Origin of the sequence: Streptomyces sp. x-80, from assembly GCF_046549095.1 — a bacterium.
Lineage (GTDB): Bacteria > Actinomycetota > Actinomycetes > Streptomycetales > Streptomycetaceae > Streptomyces > Streptomyces celluloflavus.
This window is the reverse complement of record NZ_JAJPWM010000014.1, coordinates 1-16,011: the sequence shown is the minus strand read 5'-3', so window position 1 is coordinate 16,011 and position 16,011 is coordinate 1. Positions and strand designations below refer to the sequence as shown.

General features: G+C 67.1%; 13 protein-coding genes and 4 pseudogenes. 7 read left to right on the top strand and 10 right to left on the bottom strand.

The window, feature by feature from the left end; translation table 11 throughout:
* Positions 1-2 precede the first annotated feature (2 nt).
* The 6 genes from ACLJWH_RS26490 to ACLJWH_RS26465 form a co-directional block, all read right to left on the bottom strand.
* Complete coding sequence (locus ACLJWH_RS26490) at positions 3-350, bottom strand: VOC family protein (protein WP_411144258.1); 348 nt, start codon at positions 348-350, stop codon at positions 3-5.
* A gap of 68 nt (positions 351-418) precedes the next feature.
* Positions 419-778 carry a hypothetical protein gene (locus ACLJWH_RS26485; RefSeq protein WP_411144257.1) on the bottom strand — a complete coding sequence of 120 codons (360 nt, stop codon included), beginning with the start codon at positions 776-778 and terminating at the stop codon, positions 419-421.
* A 113-nt stretch (positions 779-891) separates the two neighbouring features.
* On the bottom strand, positions 892-1,389 hold the full coding sequence (locus ACLJWH_RS26480) for a GNAT family N-acetyltransferase (RefSeq protein ID WP_411144256.1): 498 nt from the start codon (positions 1,387-1,389) through the stop codon (positions 892-894).
* A gap of 331 nt (positions 1,390-1,720) precedes the next feature.
* Positions 1,721-2,194 (bottom strand): C40 family peptidase, encoded by a 474-nt coding sequence (locus tag ACLJWH_RS26475; RefSeq protein WP_411144255.1) that lies wholly within the window; start codon positions 2,192-2,194, stop codon positions 1,721-1,723.
* Positions 2,195-2,674: 480 nt separating this feature from the next.
* On the bottom strand, positions 2,675-2,983 hold the full coding sequence (locus ACLJWH_RS26470; RefSeq protein WP_411144254.1) for a hypothetical protein: 309 nt from the start codon (positions 2,981-2,983) through the stop codon (positions 2,675-2,677).
* A gap of 6 nt (positions 2,984-2,989) precedes the next feature.
* The gene (locus ACLJWH_RS26465) at positions 2,990-3,625 is read right to left on the bottom strand and encodes an ATP-dependent Clp protease proteolytic subunit (RefSeq protein ID WP_411144253.1); all 636 of its coding nucleotides are present in this window, start codon (positions 3,623-3,625) and stop codon (positions 2,990-2,992) included.
* Between the two features lie 415 nt (positions 3,626-4,040).
* On the opposite strand from ACLJWH_RS26465, the pseudogene ACLJWH_RS26460 reads away from it, so the two are divergent.
* The 7 genes and pseudogenes from ACLJWH_RS26460 to ACLJWH_RS26430 form a co-directional block, all read left to right on the top strand.
* Positions 4,041-4,265: pseudogene (locus ACLJWH_RS26460) on the top strand (IS30 family transposase); the annotation flags it as partial.
* 35 nt (positions 4,266-4,300) lie between these two features.
* Positions 4,301-5,044, top strand: a pseudogene (locus ACLJWH_RS26455) (IS256 family transposase); the annotation flags it as partial.
* Positions 5,045-5,355: 311 nt separating this feature from the next.
* Positions 5,356-5,496 carry a hypothetical protein gene (locus ACLJWH_RS26450; protein WP_411144252.1) on the top strand — a complete coding sequence of 47 codons (141 nt, stop codon included), beginning with the start codon at positions 5,356-5,358 and terminating at the stop codon, positions 5,494-5,496.
* A 56-nt stretch (positions 5,497-5,552) separates the two neighbouring features.
* Positions 5,553-6,044, top strand: a complete 492-nt coding sequence (locus tag ACLJWH_RS26445) for a hypothetical protein (protein WP_411144251.1) — start codon at positions 5,553-5,555, stop codon at positions 6,042-6,044.
* Between the two features lie 563 nt (positions 6,045-6,607).
* Positions 6,608-12,760, top strand: a complete 6,153-nt coding sequence (locus tag ACLJWH_RS26440) for an RHS repeat-associated core domain-containing protein (protein ID WP_411144250.1) — start codon at positions 6,608-6,610, stop codon at positions 12,758-12,760.
* 11 nt (positions 12,761-12,771) lie between these two features.
* Positions 12,772-13,194 (top strand): hypothetical protein, encoded by a 423-nt coding sequence (locus tag ACLJWH_RS26435; RefSeq protein ID WP_411144249.1) that lies wholly within the window; start codon positions 12,772-12,774, stop codon positions 13,192-13,194.
* A gap of 243 nt (positions 13,195-13,437) precedes the next feature.
* The gene (locus tag ACLJWH_RS26430; RefSeq protein ID WP_411144248.1) at positions 13,438-14,247 is read left to right on the top strand and encodes an ISAzo13 family transposase; all 810 of its coding nucleotides are present in this window, start codon (positions 13,438-13,440) and stop codon (positions 14,245-14,247) included.
* Positions 14,248-14,312: 65 nt separating this feature from the next.
* Here the strand turns inward: ACLJWH_RS26430 and ACLJWH_RS26425 are convergent, their stop codons facing one another.
* The 4 genes and pseudogenes from ACLJWH_RS26425 to ACLJWH_RS26410 form a co-directional block, all read right to left on the bottom strand.
* Positions 14,313-15,080 (bottom strand): transposase, encoded by a 768-nt coding sequence (locus ACLJWH_RS26425; RefSeq protein WP_411144247.1) that lies wholly within the window; start codon positions 15,078-15,080, stop codon positions 14,313-14,315.
* Positions 15,081-15,148: 68 nt separating this feature from the next.
* Positions 15,149-15,541 (bottom strand): annotated as a pseudogene (locus tag ACLJWH_RS26420) (transposase); the annotation flags it as partial.
* A gap of 15 nt (positions 15,542-15,556) precedes the next feature.
* The gene (locus ACLJWH_RS26415; RefSeq protein WP_411144246.1) at positions 15,557-15,766 is read right to left on the bottom strand and encodes a hypothetical protein; all 210 of its coding nucleotides are present in this window, start codon (positions 15,764-15,766) and stop codon (positions 15,557-15,559) included.
* A gap of 39 nt (positions 15,767-15,805) precedes the next feature.
* A pseudogene (locus ACLJWH_RS26410) lies at positions 15,806-16,011 on the bottom strand (IS630 family transposase); the annotation flags it as partial.

Sequence of the window (16,011 nt, the reverse complement as noted above, 5' to 3'; positions counted from 1 at the left end):
TGTCAGCGGTGGCCCAGGACGTTGATCACCCGGCCATTGGGATCACGGACGAAGAACCGTCGTACCCCCCACTCCTCGTCCTGCAAGGGGTGAACGATCTCCGCACCGCTCTCCCGCATGACCGCATAGGCCGCGTCCACATCGTCCACTTCGACGCTCAGATCGGGGGCGACCGGCGCGGTCCGGTCGCCGGTCATGAAGCTGATCTGCGCCGCCGGGCTGGACGAGGAGGCGAGCGTCATGATCCAACCGTGGTTCATGACCTCCGCGAAACCCAGCAGACCGTAGAACTCCCGGTTCTCCCGCGGGGTCGCCGACTGGATGTTGGGCACCACACGACGCACCGCCATTTACCGCTCCAAGTGAGAACAAGCCTGCCGTGGAGACGTCCAGGAGGACTCCGGTGCACCTGCGGCCGTCACATCAGGCCGACGATGCGCTCGGGTACGAACAGGTGGCGGGCGCGGTGCTCCATGCCCAGCACGGCGGGAATCCGCGGATCGGCCGCGTAGGACACGCACCGCTCACATTCCTCGTCGAAGGCCGGGAGAGCCGGCGCGTGGCTGAGGGCGAGGTGCTGCGCGAGCCGGATCTGGGTGGTCACCACGCTGTCCATGAAGTCGTGGTCCAGCCCCGGTCCGAGCGCCTCCCGGGCAGCCTCCACCGCCTCGGGAGCGCGCTTCATCGCCTTATACAGGCCGATGCACTCCGCACAACTCCACATCCAGGGCGGGGGCAAGGGCCACTCGTCCGCGGGGTTCGTGTCCTTCTCGTCCATGCCGGCCACCGTAGCGAGGACAGACGGCACCGGCGGCACATCGATGGAATCTCCCGCACCCGGCGGCGAGTCCACCGCCGGGCGTCCCGGTGACCATGCCACCCGTGGGTGCGTTACACCAGGTCCTTCGTCATGAAGACACGGCTCGTGCCGGGCGGATCGCAGGGGATCTCGCCGAAGGCGCGCCAGCCGTGCCGCCGGTAGAAGTCCGGCGCCTGGAAGGTGATGGTGTAGAGCACCCCGGCGCGGCAGCCGCGCCTGCGGCCCTCCTGCTCCGCCTGCCGCAGTATCTCGCTGCCGATCCCGGAGCCGCGGAGGGCGGGCGGCAGATAGAACAAGTCCACGAACAGCAGGCCCAACGAGGTGCGGCCCGTCAGCCCGCCGAGCACCCGACCCGTGTCCGGGTCCTTGATGAGCACGGCGAGCGGGCGGCGATCGTCGGTCCCCGCCTCTTGGACGTTGAACGCGTCGAGCCCGTCGGAGATCAGCGCGACAGCCTCCGCATCGGGCAGATCGGTCACGACGATGGCCGGCGGCAGACGGGGCTCCGCCGGCATCCCCTCGTCCGGGGCGGTGGCAGGCAGCGGTACGGGTGGCATCGGATCGGTCATGGGCCGACCGTAGCGGCAGGGTCTGACAGTCGGTGGGCGCACGGCATCCGTCACAGGCGAGGCCGGCCCCGGGCGGCGGCAGGCCGGAGTGCGGTGCGTCCGGCGCGGCGGGGCACAGGCGGGGCCGATGCCGCCGTCGGCGTCCCGTTCGGCTCCACCGACGGGAACCGCACCACGGTTCGGCCCGGCGGGGTGTCCGCCCGCACCTCGCTCGGTTCACCGTTCGTCTTCCCGGTCGCCGTCCGGTTTCCGGATCACCCGGCCGCGTCGCCGGGGACCACTCGTGCCGACCGTCACCGGCAATGGGCCGTGCAGACCGTATCGCCGCAGGTCAACGCACCCGTCCGTAGGAGACGGCATGGCTCCAGATCCGTTCCAGGCGGACCACGGCCCCGGTCTTCGGCGCATGCCAGATCCGGCCGCTCCCGGCGTAGATGCCGACGTGGTAGACGCCTCTGTGGGAGTGGAAGAAGACCAGATCGCCGGAGCGGCGGGCCGAGGCCCGTACCCGCCGGGTGCGGTGGTACTGCGCCGCGGCGGAGCGTGGCAGCATCCGGCCCGCATGCTTGAACGAATACAGCGTCAGCCCCGAGCAGTCGAAGCGGTGTGGCCCCTGGGCGCCGTACTGGTAAGGGGAGCCCTTCTTGGAGGCGGCGATCCGCAGCGCGCGCGCCGAGACGGAGGCCGCTCCGGCGTCCGGAGCCGTCCCCGGGACCACGATGGTGCCGCTGATGGTGACCAGCGCGAGGACGGAAACGGTGCCGGCGCGTGCCAGCAGGTTCGGCACATGCATGCGCACGTTCATGCGCGACCCTTCGTCAGTCGCCGGCGAAGGAAGACCTGTCGGGTTCGGGCAGGCGAAGATGCCCGGCCTTGCGTACGGCTTCACCCCAAGGAGCCCGCCGGCCCGTGGTGCGGCCGGGGCCCCGTCGTGCCCGGGTCCTCCGCTCCTGCCGATCCACAGCGTCGACCGGATATCCGGTGCGGCGGCAGGATGAGGCGCCCGCCCGGACCGCCCCGTCACGGTGGCGGGGCTTGTCGTCGAAGGGATAGTCACGCACCCACCGCCCGGAAGCCGAGCCGAACCACGGTGTATGACATTGGTCACATTTGGGCCGAATGGTCAGTTGTGTCGTTTTGCGTTGACGGCGCACCGCCCGGCAAGCCCGGGACCAGGGACGCAACGTCGGGTGCCGGACGTGGTGGGTGCGCCGTGCGCAACTCTTTGCCTCCTTATCCCGGATGCGGGCGCTAGGCCGTACGGGGTGGCCCGGGAGTTCTGGTGTCACGCCTCGCCGGGCGGCGGCACCGTGACGAGCCGGGCCCGGCGCTCGCCGTCCAGGATGCGCAGCGCCCGCGTCAACGTCGCGGAGTGCAGTTCACTCTCGCCCCGGTCATGCATCAGCGTCAGCGCGTCCCGCAGCCCGGCGGCCTTGCCGACCAGCGCCTGGGCGGCCCGGAGGCCGCCGTAGGTGTCCCCGCTGCGGGCCGGGTTGATCCGGCCCAGTAGATCCAGCACCTCCAGATAACGGTCGATCAGTTCACCTTCCGCCCGGGTCAGCGCGGGCAGTGGCGGCAGCTCGGGTGGCAGCACCCCCGCTCACCGGGCGCCGTGCGGGGCGGCCGGCTGCTTGCGGCTGCGGGTGAGCTGGTCGATCAGGCCGTACTCCTGCGCGGCGCGGGCGTCGAAGATCTTGTCGCGCTCGATGTCGGCGGCGATCCGTTCCCGGGGCTGTCCGGTGTGCCGGGTCAGCATCTCCTCCAACATGCCGCGGGTGCGCAGCAGTTCGTCCGCGTGGATCCGGAGGTCGGTCGTCTGGCCGTGCACCGGCTCGTCCAGTGACGGCTGGTGGATCAGGATCCGGGCGCCGGGCAGGGCGAGGCGTTTGCCGGGGGTGCCGGCGGCCAGCAGTACCGCGGCGGCGGAGGCGGCCTGTCCCAGGCAGACCGTCTCGACGTCGCAGGACACGTAGCGCATCGTGTCGTACAGGGCGCTCATCGCGGTGAAGGAGCCGCCGGGGGAGTTGATGTAGAGCGAGATGTCCTGCTCCGGGGCGGCGTGTTCGAGATACATGAACTGTGCCATCGCGTCGTTGGCGCAGGTGTCGTCGATCGGGGTGCCGAGGAAGATGATGCGTTCGCTGAGCAGCTTGGAGTACGGGTCCATGGTGTGTGTCCCGTGGGAGGTGCGCTCGGTGAACGACGGAAGTACATAGCGGGCCGTGGGTCGCGGCATGGCAGCTCCTCCTACGTTCAAAATGTACAGGACGTACATCTCGTGAGAATGGGAGCACGTCCTGGTGATCTGTTACAAGGCCCAGGGCAGAGGCTATTTGGGCTGTTCGCTGAGGGTGGATATCTCACAATCTCTCTAGACGTCTTGATCATCAGGCTGCTTCGCCCTCACTGAAACCGAGGGGGGAAGTGAGGTGGTCCGAGGCGACGCGGAGGTCCTCGGGGCTCGGGTGGACGTACACCCGCTTGGTGAAGTTGGCATTGGCATGCCCGGCCCATGCGGCGAGGACGACGTCCGGCACGCCGCTGACGGCAAGGACCTCGCCGCCATTCGACAGCCAGTCGAGGCCGCGGGCCATCCCTTCACCTTCTGGGAGGAGCTGCCGCCTTACCGGTATGGCAGCAGCTCGGCGGAGGGTGCACAGCTCTACTTCTGCGACCCGCACTCACCCTGGCAACGCGGCACGAACGAGAACACCAACGGCCTGCTACGGCAGTACTTTCCCAAGGGCACCGACCTCTCGGTCCACACCGCCCACGATCTTCGCGAGGTCGCTCGTCAACTCAACCGCCGGCCCCGGCTCGTTCTTGGCGACAAGACCCCCATCGAGACCATGCGAGGATGTCTCACAGGCCCATGACCAGGTGATTCGCAACCATTGATGGAAACTGCCCCGTCTATCCGGTCGTGTTCATCGACCGCGTCAACGTCAAGATCAGGGACGGCCGGGTAGCCGACCGGCCCATCTACATGGCTCTCGCGGTCACCGCCGAAGGACACCGCGACGTCCTCGGCCTCTGGGCCGGCGACGGCGGCGAGGGCGCCAAGCGCTGGCTCCGGGTGCTGACCGAACTGAAGAACCGCGGTCTCGACATCCTGATGCTCGTCTGCGACGGCCTGAAGAGCCAGCCGGACGCGGTCGGCGAAGTCTGGCCCAGGACCGTGGTGAAAACCTGTGTCGTTCACCTGCTGCGGGCCTCGTTCCGCTATGCCGCCCGCCAGGAGTGGGACAAGATCGCCAAGGCTCTCAAGCCTGTCTACACCGTGCCGACCGAGGACGCGGCTACCACCTGCTTCCTGGAGTTCACCGAGGTCTGAGGCGAGAAGTATCCGGCGATCGTGCGGCTCTGGGAGAACGCCTGGGTCGAGTTCGTACCGTTCCTGCAGTTCGACGCCGAGATACGCCGGATCGTCTGCACCACGAACGCGATCGAGAGCGTGAATGCCCGTATCCGCCGGGCCATCCGGGCCCGCGGCCACTTCCCGTCGGAGGCAGCCGCGTTGAAGTGCGTCTACCTCGCGGTCATGAGCCTCGACCCGACCGGGAAGGGCCGCAAGCGATGGACCAGCCGCTGGAAGCACGCTCTCCAGGCATTCGACATCGCCTTCGACGGACGCCTCTCAGCAGCCCGCATCTGACCCACCAACCTCACCAGTTACACCGTTAGATGGACAGCCCCCGTCGGTTCAGCTGGTGGGCGGACGGAACGGGATGACGTTGTCCGGGACCGGGGTGGGCCCCGTCGGCGCGTCGGGCCTCTGGGTGAGGACGGCGCTGGCGAGGGTCAGGGAGGAGGACCTACGCGGGCGGCTACAACACCGAGACGGGCAACATCGCCCTTGCCGGGTCCGGCGGCTGCAAGCCAGGGGTCAGCTGGTGCGCAGAAGGCAACGTCGTACACGCCCTGGGCGGTGACCCCACGAGGGTACGGCTCACCATCGCGTACACCGTGAAGGTCAAGGAAGGCCAGCGCGTCGCCGAGGTGAAGCCGGTCTGCAAAAAGTGCCAGGAAGACTTTCCGCACCCGTCCCAGTTCGAACCGAATATCGAGCCGGAAAAGGGCGGCATCTGGTTGAGTATGTGGAAGTAGTTTCAACAAGGAAATGAGTAAGCGATGAGGATATGGAGAAAAGAGAGGTGCGGGCAATGGACGCCATGGAAATGGAAATCGGTCTCTACGACTGGTCCCGGCTTCCGTGCCTGAACTGCAAGTCGGCGGAGCATGTCCCCGAGGCGCTGCTGCGGCTGGCCCGTGCCCGGACGCGGGAGGAGGCTGAGCGGGAGCAGGGCATCGAGGGACACGTCATCCAGGAATACTGGGCGCAGGCGACCGTCGTGCCGGTCGCCCGGGTCCTGATGGCCGGGCTGGCGGGGCGGAGTCTCTCCGTGGAGGCGCGGCGTCAGTTCCTGGACCTGCTGGGGTCGTTCGTCAATCTGGACGACGACGAACTCGCCGAGCAGTGCAAGGACGTGGTGCGGGCCGGTACGTGGCTGCTGTACGAGGAGGTGCTGTCCGGTCGCTCGATAGACGGCGCTCTCTTCGCCTACTGGCTCCTCGGTGAGGTGGAGACGAACCCGGCGTGGCTGGAGCGGCTCCTTGAGGTGGCGAGGCATCTACTGCCGGAGGACCTGAGCTAGCCGAATATTGACCGAAACGGAAGCGGGCAGGACTCACGCCGGAAAAGGCGGGTCCTGCCCGCTTCGCGTTTGTGCCGTGGTGGGGCGTCCGACCGGTGTGCTCCTTCGCGGCGAGGCGTTCCGCAGGGGAGATCGAGTAGCTTCGGCGGGGCGGGGAGACCAACCGGTGGGGTCGTCAACCTTTCCATGCGGCGGACGCGTTCAGGATCGCTGGCCTGGTCGGAGGTCCGGGGACGGCAGCGCACCGACCTCGATCCGAATCTGCGAATGCGATCACGGATCGAGCCCTTGGCCCGGCGTTTCATTTGCCGGGATACGGGAGTTGAACCTACGGAGCGCTGAGCCGGTCCAGAGATCACGGACGAGGTGACCTGGCGTTCATCCTGTCCGGCTGCCTTGGCCACACGTGCTCGGGGCGCGCTGACGGTCCCCTGTGGGCCGGACCACGAGCCCCGGTCGCCACCGGAGGTCGATAGAGCTTCGGTTTGCTCGGCGAGTTCTTTGTGTGCTGAAGGAAAGAAGAGGAAACGGCGCGCCCAGGTCCAGCAGTGATGGAGAGCGTCGTGGGACGACCTGAATACCCCGTGACGAGCGCGAACCAGGGGACCACGGCCCGCAGCGCCGCCGTACGCAGCGCGCTCAAGACCGCCGACGAGCCCGAGGCCGAGTCCAAGGGTGACAAGGACGAGCCCAGGACCGGGTCAGGTGCCGGGTCCGCTGCCGACTCCGGTGCCAAGTCCGCGGCCCCGGCCGGCGACGTCTCCGTCACCGTCGACTACGCGGACTTCGCGGGCGCGTTCGGCGGCGACTACGCCTCGCGCCTCCGGCTGATCGAGCTGCCGGCCTGCGTCCTGAGCAGTCCCGGCAAGACGGAGTGCCGCACCGGCACCCCGGTCGCCGCGACGAACGACACCGACCGGCAGACCCTGACCGCGAAGGCGGTCTCGCTGCGCGCGGGCCGGGCCGCCGTCTTCGCTGCCGCTGCCGAGACCAAGGGCGAGAAGGGCGACTACACGGCCACCCCGCTGTCGCCCTCAGCGACCTGGCAGACGAACCTCAACACCGGTGACTTCACCTGGGCCTATGACATGCCCGTGCCCGAGGTCCCCGGCGGTCTCACCCCCGATGTCGGCCTGAGCTACAACTCCGGCACCATCGACGGGCGTACCGGCGAAACCAATAACCAGGCGTCCTGGGTCGGCGACGGTTTCGACCTCTCCCCCGGGTTCATCGAGCGCCGCTACAAGTCGTGCGCGGAGGACGGGCAGAAGAATGCCGACGGCAACAAGCCGGGCGACCTCTGCTGGAAGTACGACAACGCCTTCGTATCGTTCAACGGCAAGGGCGGCGAGCTCGTGCCCGCGGGCAACGACGAGTGGAAGCTCCAACAGGACGACGGCACCAAGATCAAGCGGCTGAAGTCCACCGATCGCGGCAACGGAGACAACGACGGCGAGTACTGGCAGGTGACCGACCCGGACGGCACCCGCTACTACTTTGGCTACCACCGCCTGCCAGGCTGGAAGGACGGCAAGGAGACCACGGACTCCACCTGGACCGTGCCGGTCTTCGGCAACAACTCCGGTGAGCCCTGCCACGCCGACAGCTATGCCAAGTCCTGGTGCCAGCAGGCCTGGCGCTGGAACCTCGACTACGTCGTCGACACCCACGGCAATGCGATCTCCTACCACTACGGCAAGGAGACCAACCACTACGGCCGCAACCTCAAAGCCGAGGACGACACCCCGTACACCCGCGGCGGCTACCTCAAGCGGATCGACTACGGACTGAAGTCCGAGTCCATGTACGGCACCAAGCCGCAGGGGCGCGTCGTCTTCGGCAACGCCGAGCGGTGCCTGTCGGGGGAAGGCGTCACCTGCGCGCCGGACACGATCGACAAGAATTCGTTCTACTGGTACGACACACCCTGGGACCTCAACTGCACGGCGGGTTCCAAGTGCGACGCCGCCCGCCTGGCGCCGTCCTTCTGGACCCGCAAGCGCCTAACCGACGTCAGTACCGAGGTCCTAAAAGCCGACGGAACCTACGGGAAGGTCGACTCCTGGAAGCTCGGCCACCGCTGGGGTATGGCCGACACGGACTACCAGTTGCTGCTCGACAGCGTCCAGCACACGGGCCACGCCGCGACCCCGGCGATCACCCTGCCGAAGACCACCTTCGCGTACACGCAGCTCGCCAACCGCATGGACAAGACCGGTGACGGCTTCGCGCCGTTCATCAAGTCCCGCCTGTCCACGGTCGCTGACGAATCCGGCGGCCAGATCGACGCCACCTACTCGGCGCCCGTCTGTGACGCGGCCAAGCTGCCGACACCGCAATCGAACACCACGCGCTGCTTCCCGCAGTACATCGGCGGCGACGCCCAGAACGACCCTGTGCGGCAGTGGTTCAACAAGTACGTCGTCACCTCCGTGGTGGCGACCGACCGCACCGGCGGCGCCCCGGACCAGGTGACCGACTACGACTACCTGGACGGCGCGGCCTGGCACTACAACGACGACGACGGCCTGACCAAGGAGGAGCACAAGACCTGGTCGCAGTGGCGCGGCTACGGCCACGTCCGGGTCACGGCCGGCGGCCAGGGCGGCTCTTCGGCCATGAAGTCACAGGAGGACACGTACTTCCTGCGCGGCATGAACGGCGACCGCAAAGACACCTCCGGCGGCACCAAGAACGTAAGTGTGTCCCTCGATGACGGTGAGGGCTCCGCGATCACCGATGACGCGGCGATGGCGGGGTTCACGTACAAGACCGTCCAGTTCGACAAGCCAGGCGGCAAGGTCGTCGGCAAGGCCGTCAACCGCCCCTGGCACCACGAGACCGCCAAGAAGGTGCGCGACTGGGGCACCGTCACGGCCAACTTCGGCGGCGCCTCGTCGACACAGGCGTGGACATCCCTCGACGACGGCGCAGGCGCCAAGTGGCGTACGGCGTCCACCTTCACGACGTACGACACGGTGGCCGGGCGCGTCACATCGGTCGACGATCGCGGTGACGGCACGGATGACAAGTGCACCCGCACTACGTACGCCACCAACACCGACAAGAACATCCTCCAGCTGCCCTCGCGCGTGGCGACGGTCGCCACATCCTGCGGCGCCGGGGGCGACCGCGAGAAGGAGGTCATCAGCGACGTCCGTACGGCCTACGACGGCGGCGCCTACGGCACCGCGCCGGCGAAGGGCGACGCCACCGCATCGGCGACGCTCAAGAGCCACGACGGCGCCAAGGCCACCTACCTGGAGGCCGGTGCGACCTTCGACGGCTACGGCCGCGAGCTGACGACGACCGACCTCACAGCCGACGTCACCGTCACCGGCGACAGCGCCCCGGTGCGCACCGAGCGCACCGACGGACGCACCACAACCACTGCCTACATCCCGGCCACAGGCCTGCCCACACAGACCAGAACCACCTCGCCACCCGCCGTGCGCACCGACCCCACAAGCGTGCAGACGACCACGTCGCAGCTGGACCCGCTGAGCGGTCACGTGCTCAAGGAGACGGACAGCAACGGCAAGGAGACACAGTTCGCGTACGACGCGCTCGGCCGCTCAACCAAGGTGTGGCTCGCCGACCGCAAGGCGTCCAGCACACCGACGTACGAGTTCGCCTACACCGTCACTGAGGGCAAGCCGGTGGCCGTAGCCACCAAGCTGCTCGACAACAACGGCGGTCAGGTCACCTCGTACAAGCTCTACGACGGCTTCCTGAGGGAACGGCAGTCCCAGGCTCCGGGCCCGGACGGCGGCCGTCTCGTCTCCGACGTCTTCTATGACGAACGCGGCCTGGTAGCAAAGACGTTCGCGGACTACTACGCGGACGGCAAGCCCGTCACCGAGCTGTTCAAGCCGGCCGACGCGCTGTCCGTGGAATCGCAGACCCGCACCACCCATGACGGACAGGGCCGCCCGGTGCAGATACAGGTGATCGCCGGGAACGGCGACGGCGGCAAGGCCCTGAGCACCACGACGACCAGCTACCACGGCGACCGGACCACGGTCATCCCGCCGGCTGGAGAAACCGCCACGACCACGCTCACGGATGTCCGCGGCAACACGGTGGAGCTGCGCCGGCACCACGAGCGGAGGGCCGACGCTCCGTACGACAGCACCTTGTACACATACACGCCCTCGGGCCAGCCATCGAAGGTGACGGACCCGGCAGGCAACAGCTGGACGGCCACCTATGACCAGCTGGGCCGCACGGTCCAGTCGAGCGACCCGGACAAGGGCACCACGACCAGCACGTACGACGACCACAACCAGTTGGTCTCCAGCACCGACGCCCGCGGCGTCACCCTGGTCAATGTCTATGACAGCAGCGGCCGCAAGACGGAGGTCCGCGAGGGCTCCAGCACCGGCAAGCTGCACCTGAGCTGGACGTACGACACCATCCCCGGCGCCAAGGGCCAGCTCGCCGAGTCCACCCGCTACGTGGGCGACGCGAAGTACACAACCAAGGTCACCGACTACGACCGCCTCTATCGTCCCGCACGGACCGCAGTCGTGATCCCGCAGTCCGAGGGCGCGCTCGCCGGCACGTACCAGACCGGCACCGCGTACAAGCCGTCGGGCAAGGTCGCCTCGATCAGCTACTCGGCGGCGGGCTCGCTGCCCGGGGGCTCGGTCAACTACGGCTACGAGGCCGACACGCTGCGACCGACGTCCGTGTCCGGGCAGGGCATGACGGCGTCCACCAAGTTCAGCCACACCGGCAAGCCACTACAGCACGAACTGGGCCTGACGGACGGCAAGAAGACCTGGGTCACCAACACCTATGAGTGGGGCACCCAGCGACTGGCCACCACCCGGGTGGACCGCGAGGACCAGAAGGGCGTCGACCAGCATGCCGACTACTCCTACGACGAGGCGGGCAACGTCCTGTCGGTCAAGGACGTCTCGCGCACGGGCACGGACAACCAGTGCTTCCGCTACGACTACCTGCGACGCCTGACCGAGGCGTGGGCGCAGGACGACAAGACGTGCGGTGAGTCCCCGTCCCCCGAGGCCATCGGCGGCCCGGCGCCGTACTGGCACTCGTACACCTACGACAAGGTCGGCAACCGCCTCTCGGAGACCCGCCACGACACCGGCGGCGACAACAAGAAGGACATCAAGCGCGCCTACACCTACCCCAAGCCCGGCACTGCTCAGGCCCACGCGCTGACCTCGGTCACCACGGACGGCCCGGCCGGAACGCAGAAGACGGGCTACGCCTACGACCAGACCGGCAACACCATCGGCCGCGGCAACCAGAAGCTGGCCTGGGACACGGAGGGCAACCTCGCCAAGGTGACCGAGCCGGTCGCGGGCAAGCCCGACAAGGTCACGGAGTATCTGTACGACGCCGACGGCCAGCGCCTGATCTCCCACACGGGCGAGCGGACCACGCTGTACCTCGGCCACACCGAGGTCACCCTGGACAAGGGCGCGGCCAAGACGCAGGCCACTCGCTACTTCGACCTGGGCAGCGGCCACCAGGCAGTGCGCTCGGACGACGGCTCGTTCTCCTTCACGATCGGCGACCACCACGGCACGGGCCTCCTGGCCGTCGCGGCAGGTGACTTGGCCCTCAATCAGCGCCGGGTTCTGCCTTTCGGAGGCACCCGCGGACAGGCCCCGAAGACCTGGCCCGGCACGAAGGGCTTCGTCGGCGGAACCGACGAGACGAAGGGCACCGGCCTCACCCATCTTGGCGCCCGTGAATACGACCCGAACACGGGCCGGTTCCTCTCCGTCGACCCCGTGATGGACACCTCGGACGCCCAGCAGATGCACGGCTACACCTACGGGAACAACAACCCGCTGGTGTACGCAGATCCGAATGGAAAATTCTTCGGCTGGTTCTTCAGCCAGCTAATGAACGTCGTCTATGACACGGTCGGCACGCTTCAGAAGACATTCAAGACTTCGAACAAGAACCCTGGTGCGTCGAGGCCGAGGGCAACCGCCCCGACGGTCAGCAACGGGAAGCTGCGCGGGAGCCTGATGAACCTCTACACCAAGGACTCGAAGGGGAAGGTCTACGGCGACGGCAAGACGACGACCGGGATCATCTACGAGTTCAACCACGGGAAGCAGCTGCCCGACCTCAACAGTCAGGACGAGCAGGCCATAAAGAAGCAGTGGCACATCGACAAGGGGTGGGGCGCAATGAAGGGCCTATCGGACATCCTGGAGAAGGACCGAAAGGCCAGGGAGACGGGCAAGGGCATGGACAACCTTCTGAACGACCACGATCTGGCCGTCGCCAAGTCCGAGGCGAAGGAACTCTGGAACGCGCTAAACTCTCGTGATGTCACCGGCAACATCAAGAAACTGGTGGACGCCGATGCGAATATGCAAGGCGCCATCAAGAAGAATTTCGAGAATGTCATGAAGACCTCGGCCGTCAAGGACCTCACGGGGCAGAAGTTCGAGCCGACCCAGCACAAGGGGCCCCAGCCGGTCGGCGAGCCCACGCGACTGCGCGGTTTCGCCAAGTCCTTCGGCATCGCGGGCGGCGTAACATCGGCCGCCCAGGCGCCCAGCTACGTCAGAGAATACGGGTGGCAGCGAGGCGGATGGGAACTGCTCAAGGGCGCGGTCGACCCGTTCGGCGTCTCAAAGGGGCAGGATTCCTTCTACCCCGAGGACAATGGTGGCGGGGGCGGCGGATCCATCTGCGATCCTTCGTCCGGCAACTGCACCTGATAGGAAACACGATGAGTGATATTCGAGGAGAAGACGTTCCGGCACTGCTGCTGCGCATGGTGCCGGAAACAGCGGAGCACATCGCTGAGCTGTATGAGATGCCCGCGGACGAGGCCGTCGTCAGCGAAGCCGCTCGGTTCGACACCTACGCACTCCTGCAGGAGGCGTTCGCAGAGCCGGTCGTCGTACCGGAGCTCAGGAAAGCCGCGCCGGACCCTGAACTCATGGGCAGATGCTTCGAGTTCGTGGACATCCTCGTGCACAGCTCCAGTGCACACTTCACCGGAGCCGTGTACTTCCAGGTCCTTGAGGAATTCTTCGACGAGGACCTCCTCGAGAAGGCCATCCCCTTCCTGCGGAAGGGAACCCGGGAGCGTACGGCAGAGATGCTGACCGGCCACGAGCTCCCAGTACCCGAGGCACTGCTCTGCTGAGATAGCCGACACCTACAGATGGGCCCTTTCGTCGAGAAGGGGCCCATCTGCGCTGTCTCACCGCCGCACAGCCGCCACCACGATCGCCTGCGCACCCAATCAGAGAGCCTCTCGGCCGGGAACTGCGTGAGGGGAAACACGATGAGCGAGATCCAAGTAGAAGAAATCCCCACGCTGGAGCCGTAATTTAACTACTGCCGGATTCGGGCCAGTACCTCGGAGCGGCGTTGTAGTTGAGCTGTTGTGGCATTTTCGGATGAAGTCCTGGCGGTGCTGGATGTGAAGTTCGCGGCGGTGCTGTCGCATCTGGATGAGCGGCAGCGCCGGTTGTATCTGGCTTCCGAGGCCGAGGCTCTGGGGCATGGCGGGATCGCGGCCGTGGCCAGGCTGGCGGAGGTTTCGGAGTTGACTGTCGCACGAGGTCGTGAGGAACTCGCGGGCGGAGCAGAGGCGTTGGGGCGGGCGCGTAGAGCTGGCGGTGGGCGCAAGTCCGCTTCCGAGCGCGGCCCTGGTCTGGTGGCGGCCCTTGAGTTGTTGATCGAGCCGCGTGCAGTGGGCGATCCGGTGTCCCCGTTGCGCTGGACCACTGCCTCGCTGCGGGACTTGTCCCGGGAGTTGACTGATGCCGGTCATCCAGTCAGCGCCCCGGTAGTCGGCAGCCTCCTGCGTGCGATGGGCTTCAGTCTGCAGGGCATGGCCAAGACCTGGGCCGGCAGCCAGGTGCCCGACCGAGACGCCCAGTTCCGTCACATCAACACCGCCGCCGAACGTTTCCTGGCGCGGGGCCTGCTGGTGGTGAGCGTAGACACGAAGGCGAAGGAACCGATCGGGGACTTCGCCCGGCCCGGCCGTACCTACCGGCCCAAAGGCAAGCCGATCACAGCCCCGGACCACGACTTCATCGACCCAGATACCCCGTTCGTCATCCCGTACGCCATCTACGACCTGGGACGCGACAGCGGCTGGGTGAATGTGGGAACCGACCGGAACACCGCCGCCTTCGCGGTGGAGTCCCTACGCCGGTGGTGCAAGGTCCAGGGGCACCTCGACTAAGCGTTGTCCCGTAACTGCTCTTCGAGCTGACTCGGGTGCGGTCGGTCGCGGACCGGGCTGGTCGCCTATCCGGCGAGGGCGGGGTTGTGCATGCGGGCGATGCCGGGCATGGCGTGGTGGATGCCGTCGCCTTTGAGGCGGCAGTCGCGGAGGATCTTCCAGGTCTTCATCCGGGCGAAGGCATGCTCGACGCGGGCGCGGACCTGCTTGTGGGACTTGTCGTGGGCCTGCTTCCAGTCGGGCAGTTCTTCGCCCTTGCGGCGGCGGTGGGGCATGACGAGTCCGGTGCCTGGATAGCCGCCGTCGGCGATGGTGAGGGTCCTGCCGACGGCGGCCTTGGCGCCGGATTCCTCCCACGCCTTGCAGTCGTTGCGGTTGCCGGCGAGCGGTCGGCCGGCCACGACGGCCAGGCGGGTGTCGGCGTCGATGACGACCTGATGGTTGGTGGAGTACCGGTAGTTCTTCGACCGCTCGGCGACGGTGTGGTCGTGGGTGGGGACCAAGGTGCCGTCCATGATGAGCACGGTGTCCTTGGCGAGCCGCTTGCGGGGCTGGAGGGCGAGCATCGGCCCCAGGTGGTCGGTGATCCGGTCCGCCGCCGGATTGGACACCCCAAACAGCGGGGCGAGTTGGCGCATGGTCAGGTTCGTGCGCCAGTACGCCGCGACCAACAGCGCCCGGTCCTCCAGCGGAGGACTCCACGGCCGGCCCTTGCGGACTGCGTCCGCACCTTCCCGCCGCAGTACCGTCACCAGCTTCCCGAAAGCGCGCGGGCTCAACCCGGTGAACGGGGCTGTCCAGGACGGCTCCGACGCCGTGATCACACCAGCCACATCAAGATCATCTCACCCGTGACCAGCAGTTACGGGACAACCCTTAGTGTCTCGTGATCCTGTTTGCGTCAGTTCACGTTGTTGTTGACGAGTTTCCTCACGCTGGTCTGGATGAGCTGGACCTTCGCGAGAACCTCGTTGGCGGTCGCGGTCCAGGTGAAGGGTTTTGCCTCCTGGTTCCAGGAGGTGATGTAGTCGCGGATCTGCTTGACCAGGACGTTGACGCTGGAGAACGTCCCGCGACGGATCGACTGTCGGGTCAGGATGCCGAACCAGATCTCGACCTGGTTCAACCAGGAGGAGCCGACAGGAGTGAAATGGAAGTGGATATGCGGGTTCTTCGACAGCCACGCGCTCACCTCCGGCGTGGTGTGCGTGGACAGGTTGTCCAAGACGACGTGGGTCTCCTTGCCCGCGTGTAGTTTTACGGCCCTCTTCAAGAAGGCGAGGAAGGTCGCGCCGTTCCGGTTCGGCTTTCACTCGCCGAGCACCTCGCCGGTGCCGACGTCGAGGGCCGCGAACAGGTTCGCCGTGCCATGCCGCACGTAGTCGTGGGTGCGTTTCTCGGTGGCCGCGAACGCCACGGGCAGCACCGGCTGGGTCCGGTCCAGCGCCTGCACCTGTGTCTTCTCATCGATCGACAGCACCACCGCGCCGCCGGGCGGGTCGAGGTAGAGACCGATCACGTCGGCGACCTTCTGCGCGAACGCCGGGTCCTTCGAAATCTAGAAGGTGCCCGACCGGTGCGGCTTGAGATTCTCCTCCCGCCAGATCCTGGCAATGTAGTGCCAGGATCTGGCGACGCCCTCAGTCCGCTTCAGGTACTTCGCCAACTCGCGTGTGGACCAGTGCGAAAGACCGGTGCCGTCCGGCGGCGTCATACGCGTCAGCGCAATCACCCGGGCCCGAACCCGCGCCGGCACTTGTTCCC

Coding starts and splice junctions, on each gene's coding strand:
- ACLJWH_RS26490 (WP_411144258.1), bottom strand. CDS start 350: ATGGCGGTGCGTCGTGTGGTGCCCAACATCCAGTCGGCGACCCCGCGG.
- ACLJWH_RS26475 (WP_411144255.1), bottom strand. CDS start 2,194: ATGAACGTGCGCATGCATGTGCCGAACCTGCTGGCACGCGCCGGCACC.
- ACLJWH_RS26445 (WP_411144251.1), top strand. CDS start 5,553: ATGGACGCCATGGAAATGGAAATCGGTCTCTACGACTGGTCCCGGCTT.
- ACLJWH_RS26480 (WP_411144256.1), bottom strand. CDS start 1,389: ATGACCGATCCGATGCCACCCGTACCGCTGCCTGCCACCGCCCCGGAC.
- ACLJWH_RS26485 (WP_411144257.1), bottom strand. CDS start 778: ATGGACGAGAAGGACACGAACCCCGCGGACGAGTGGCCCTTGCCCCCG.
- ACLJWH_RS26465 (WP_411144253.1), bottom strand. CDS start 3,625: ATGCCGCGACCCACGGCCCGCTATGTACTTCCGTCGTTCACCGAGCGC.
- ACLJWH_RS26435 (WP_411144249.1), top strand. CDS start 12,772: ATGAGTGATATTCGAGGAGAAGACGTTCCGGCACTGCTGCTGCGCATG.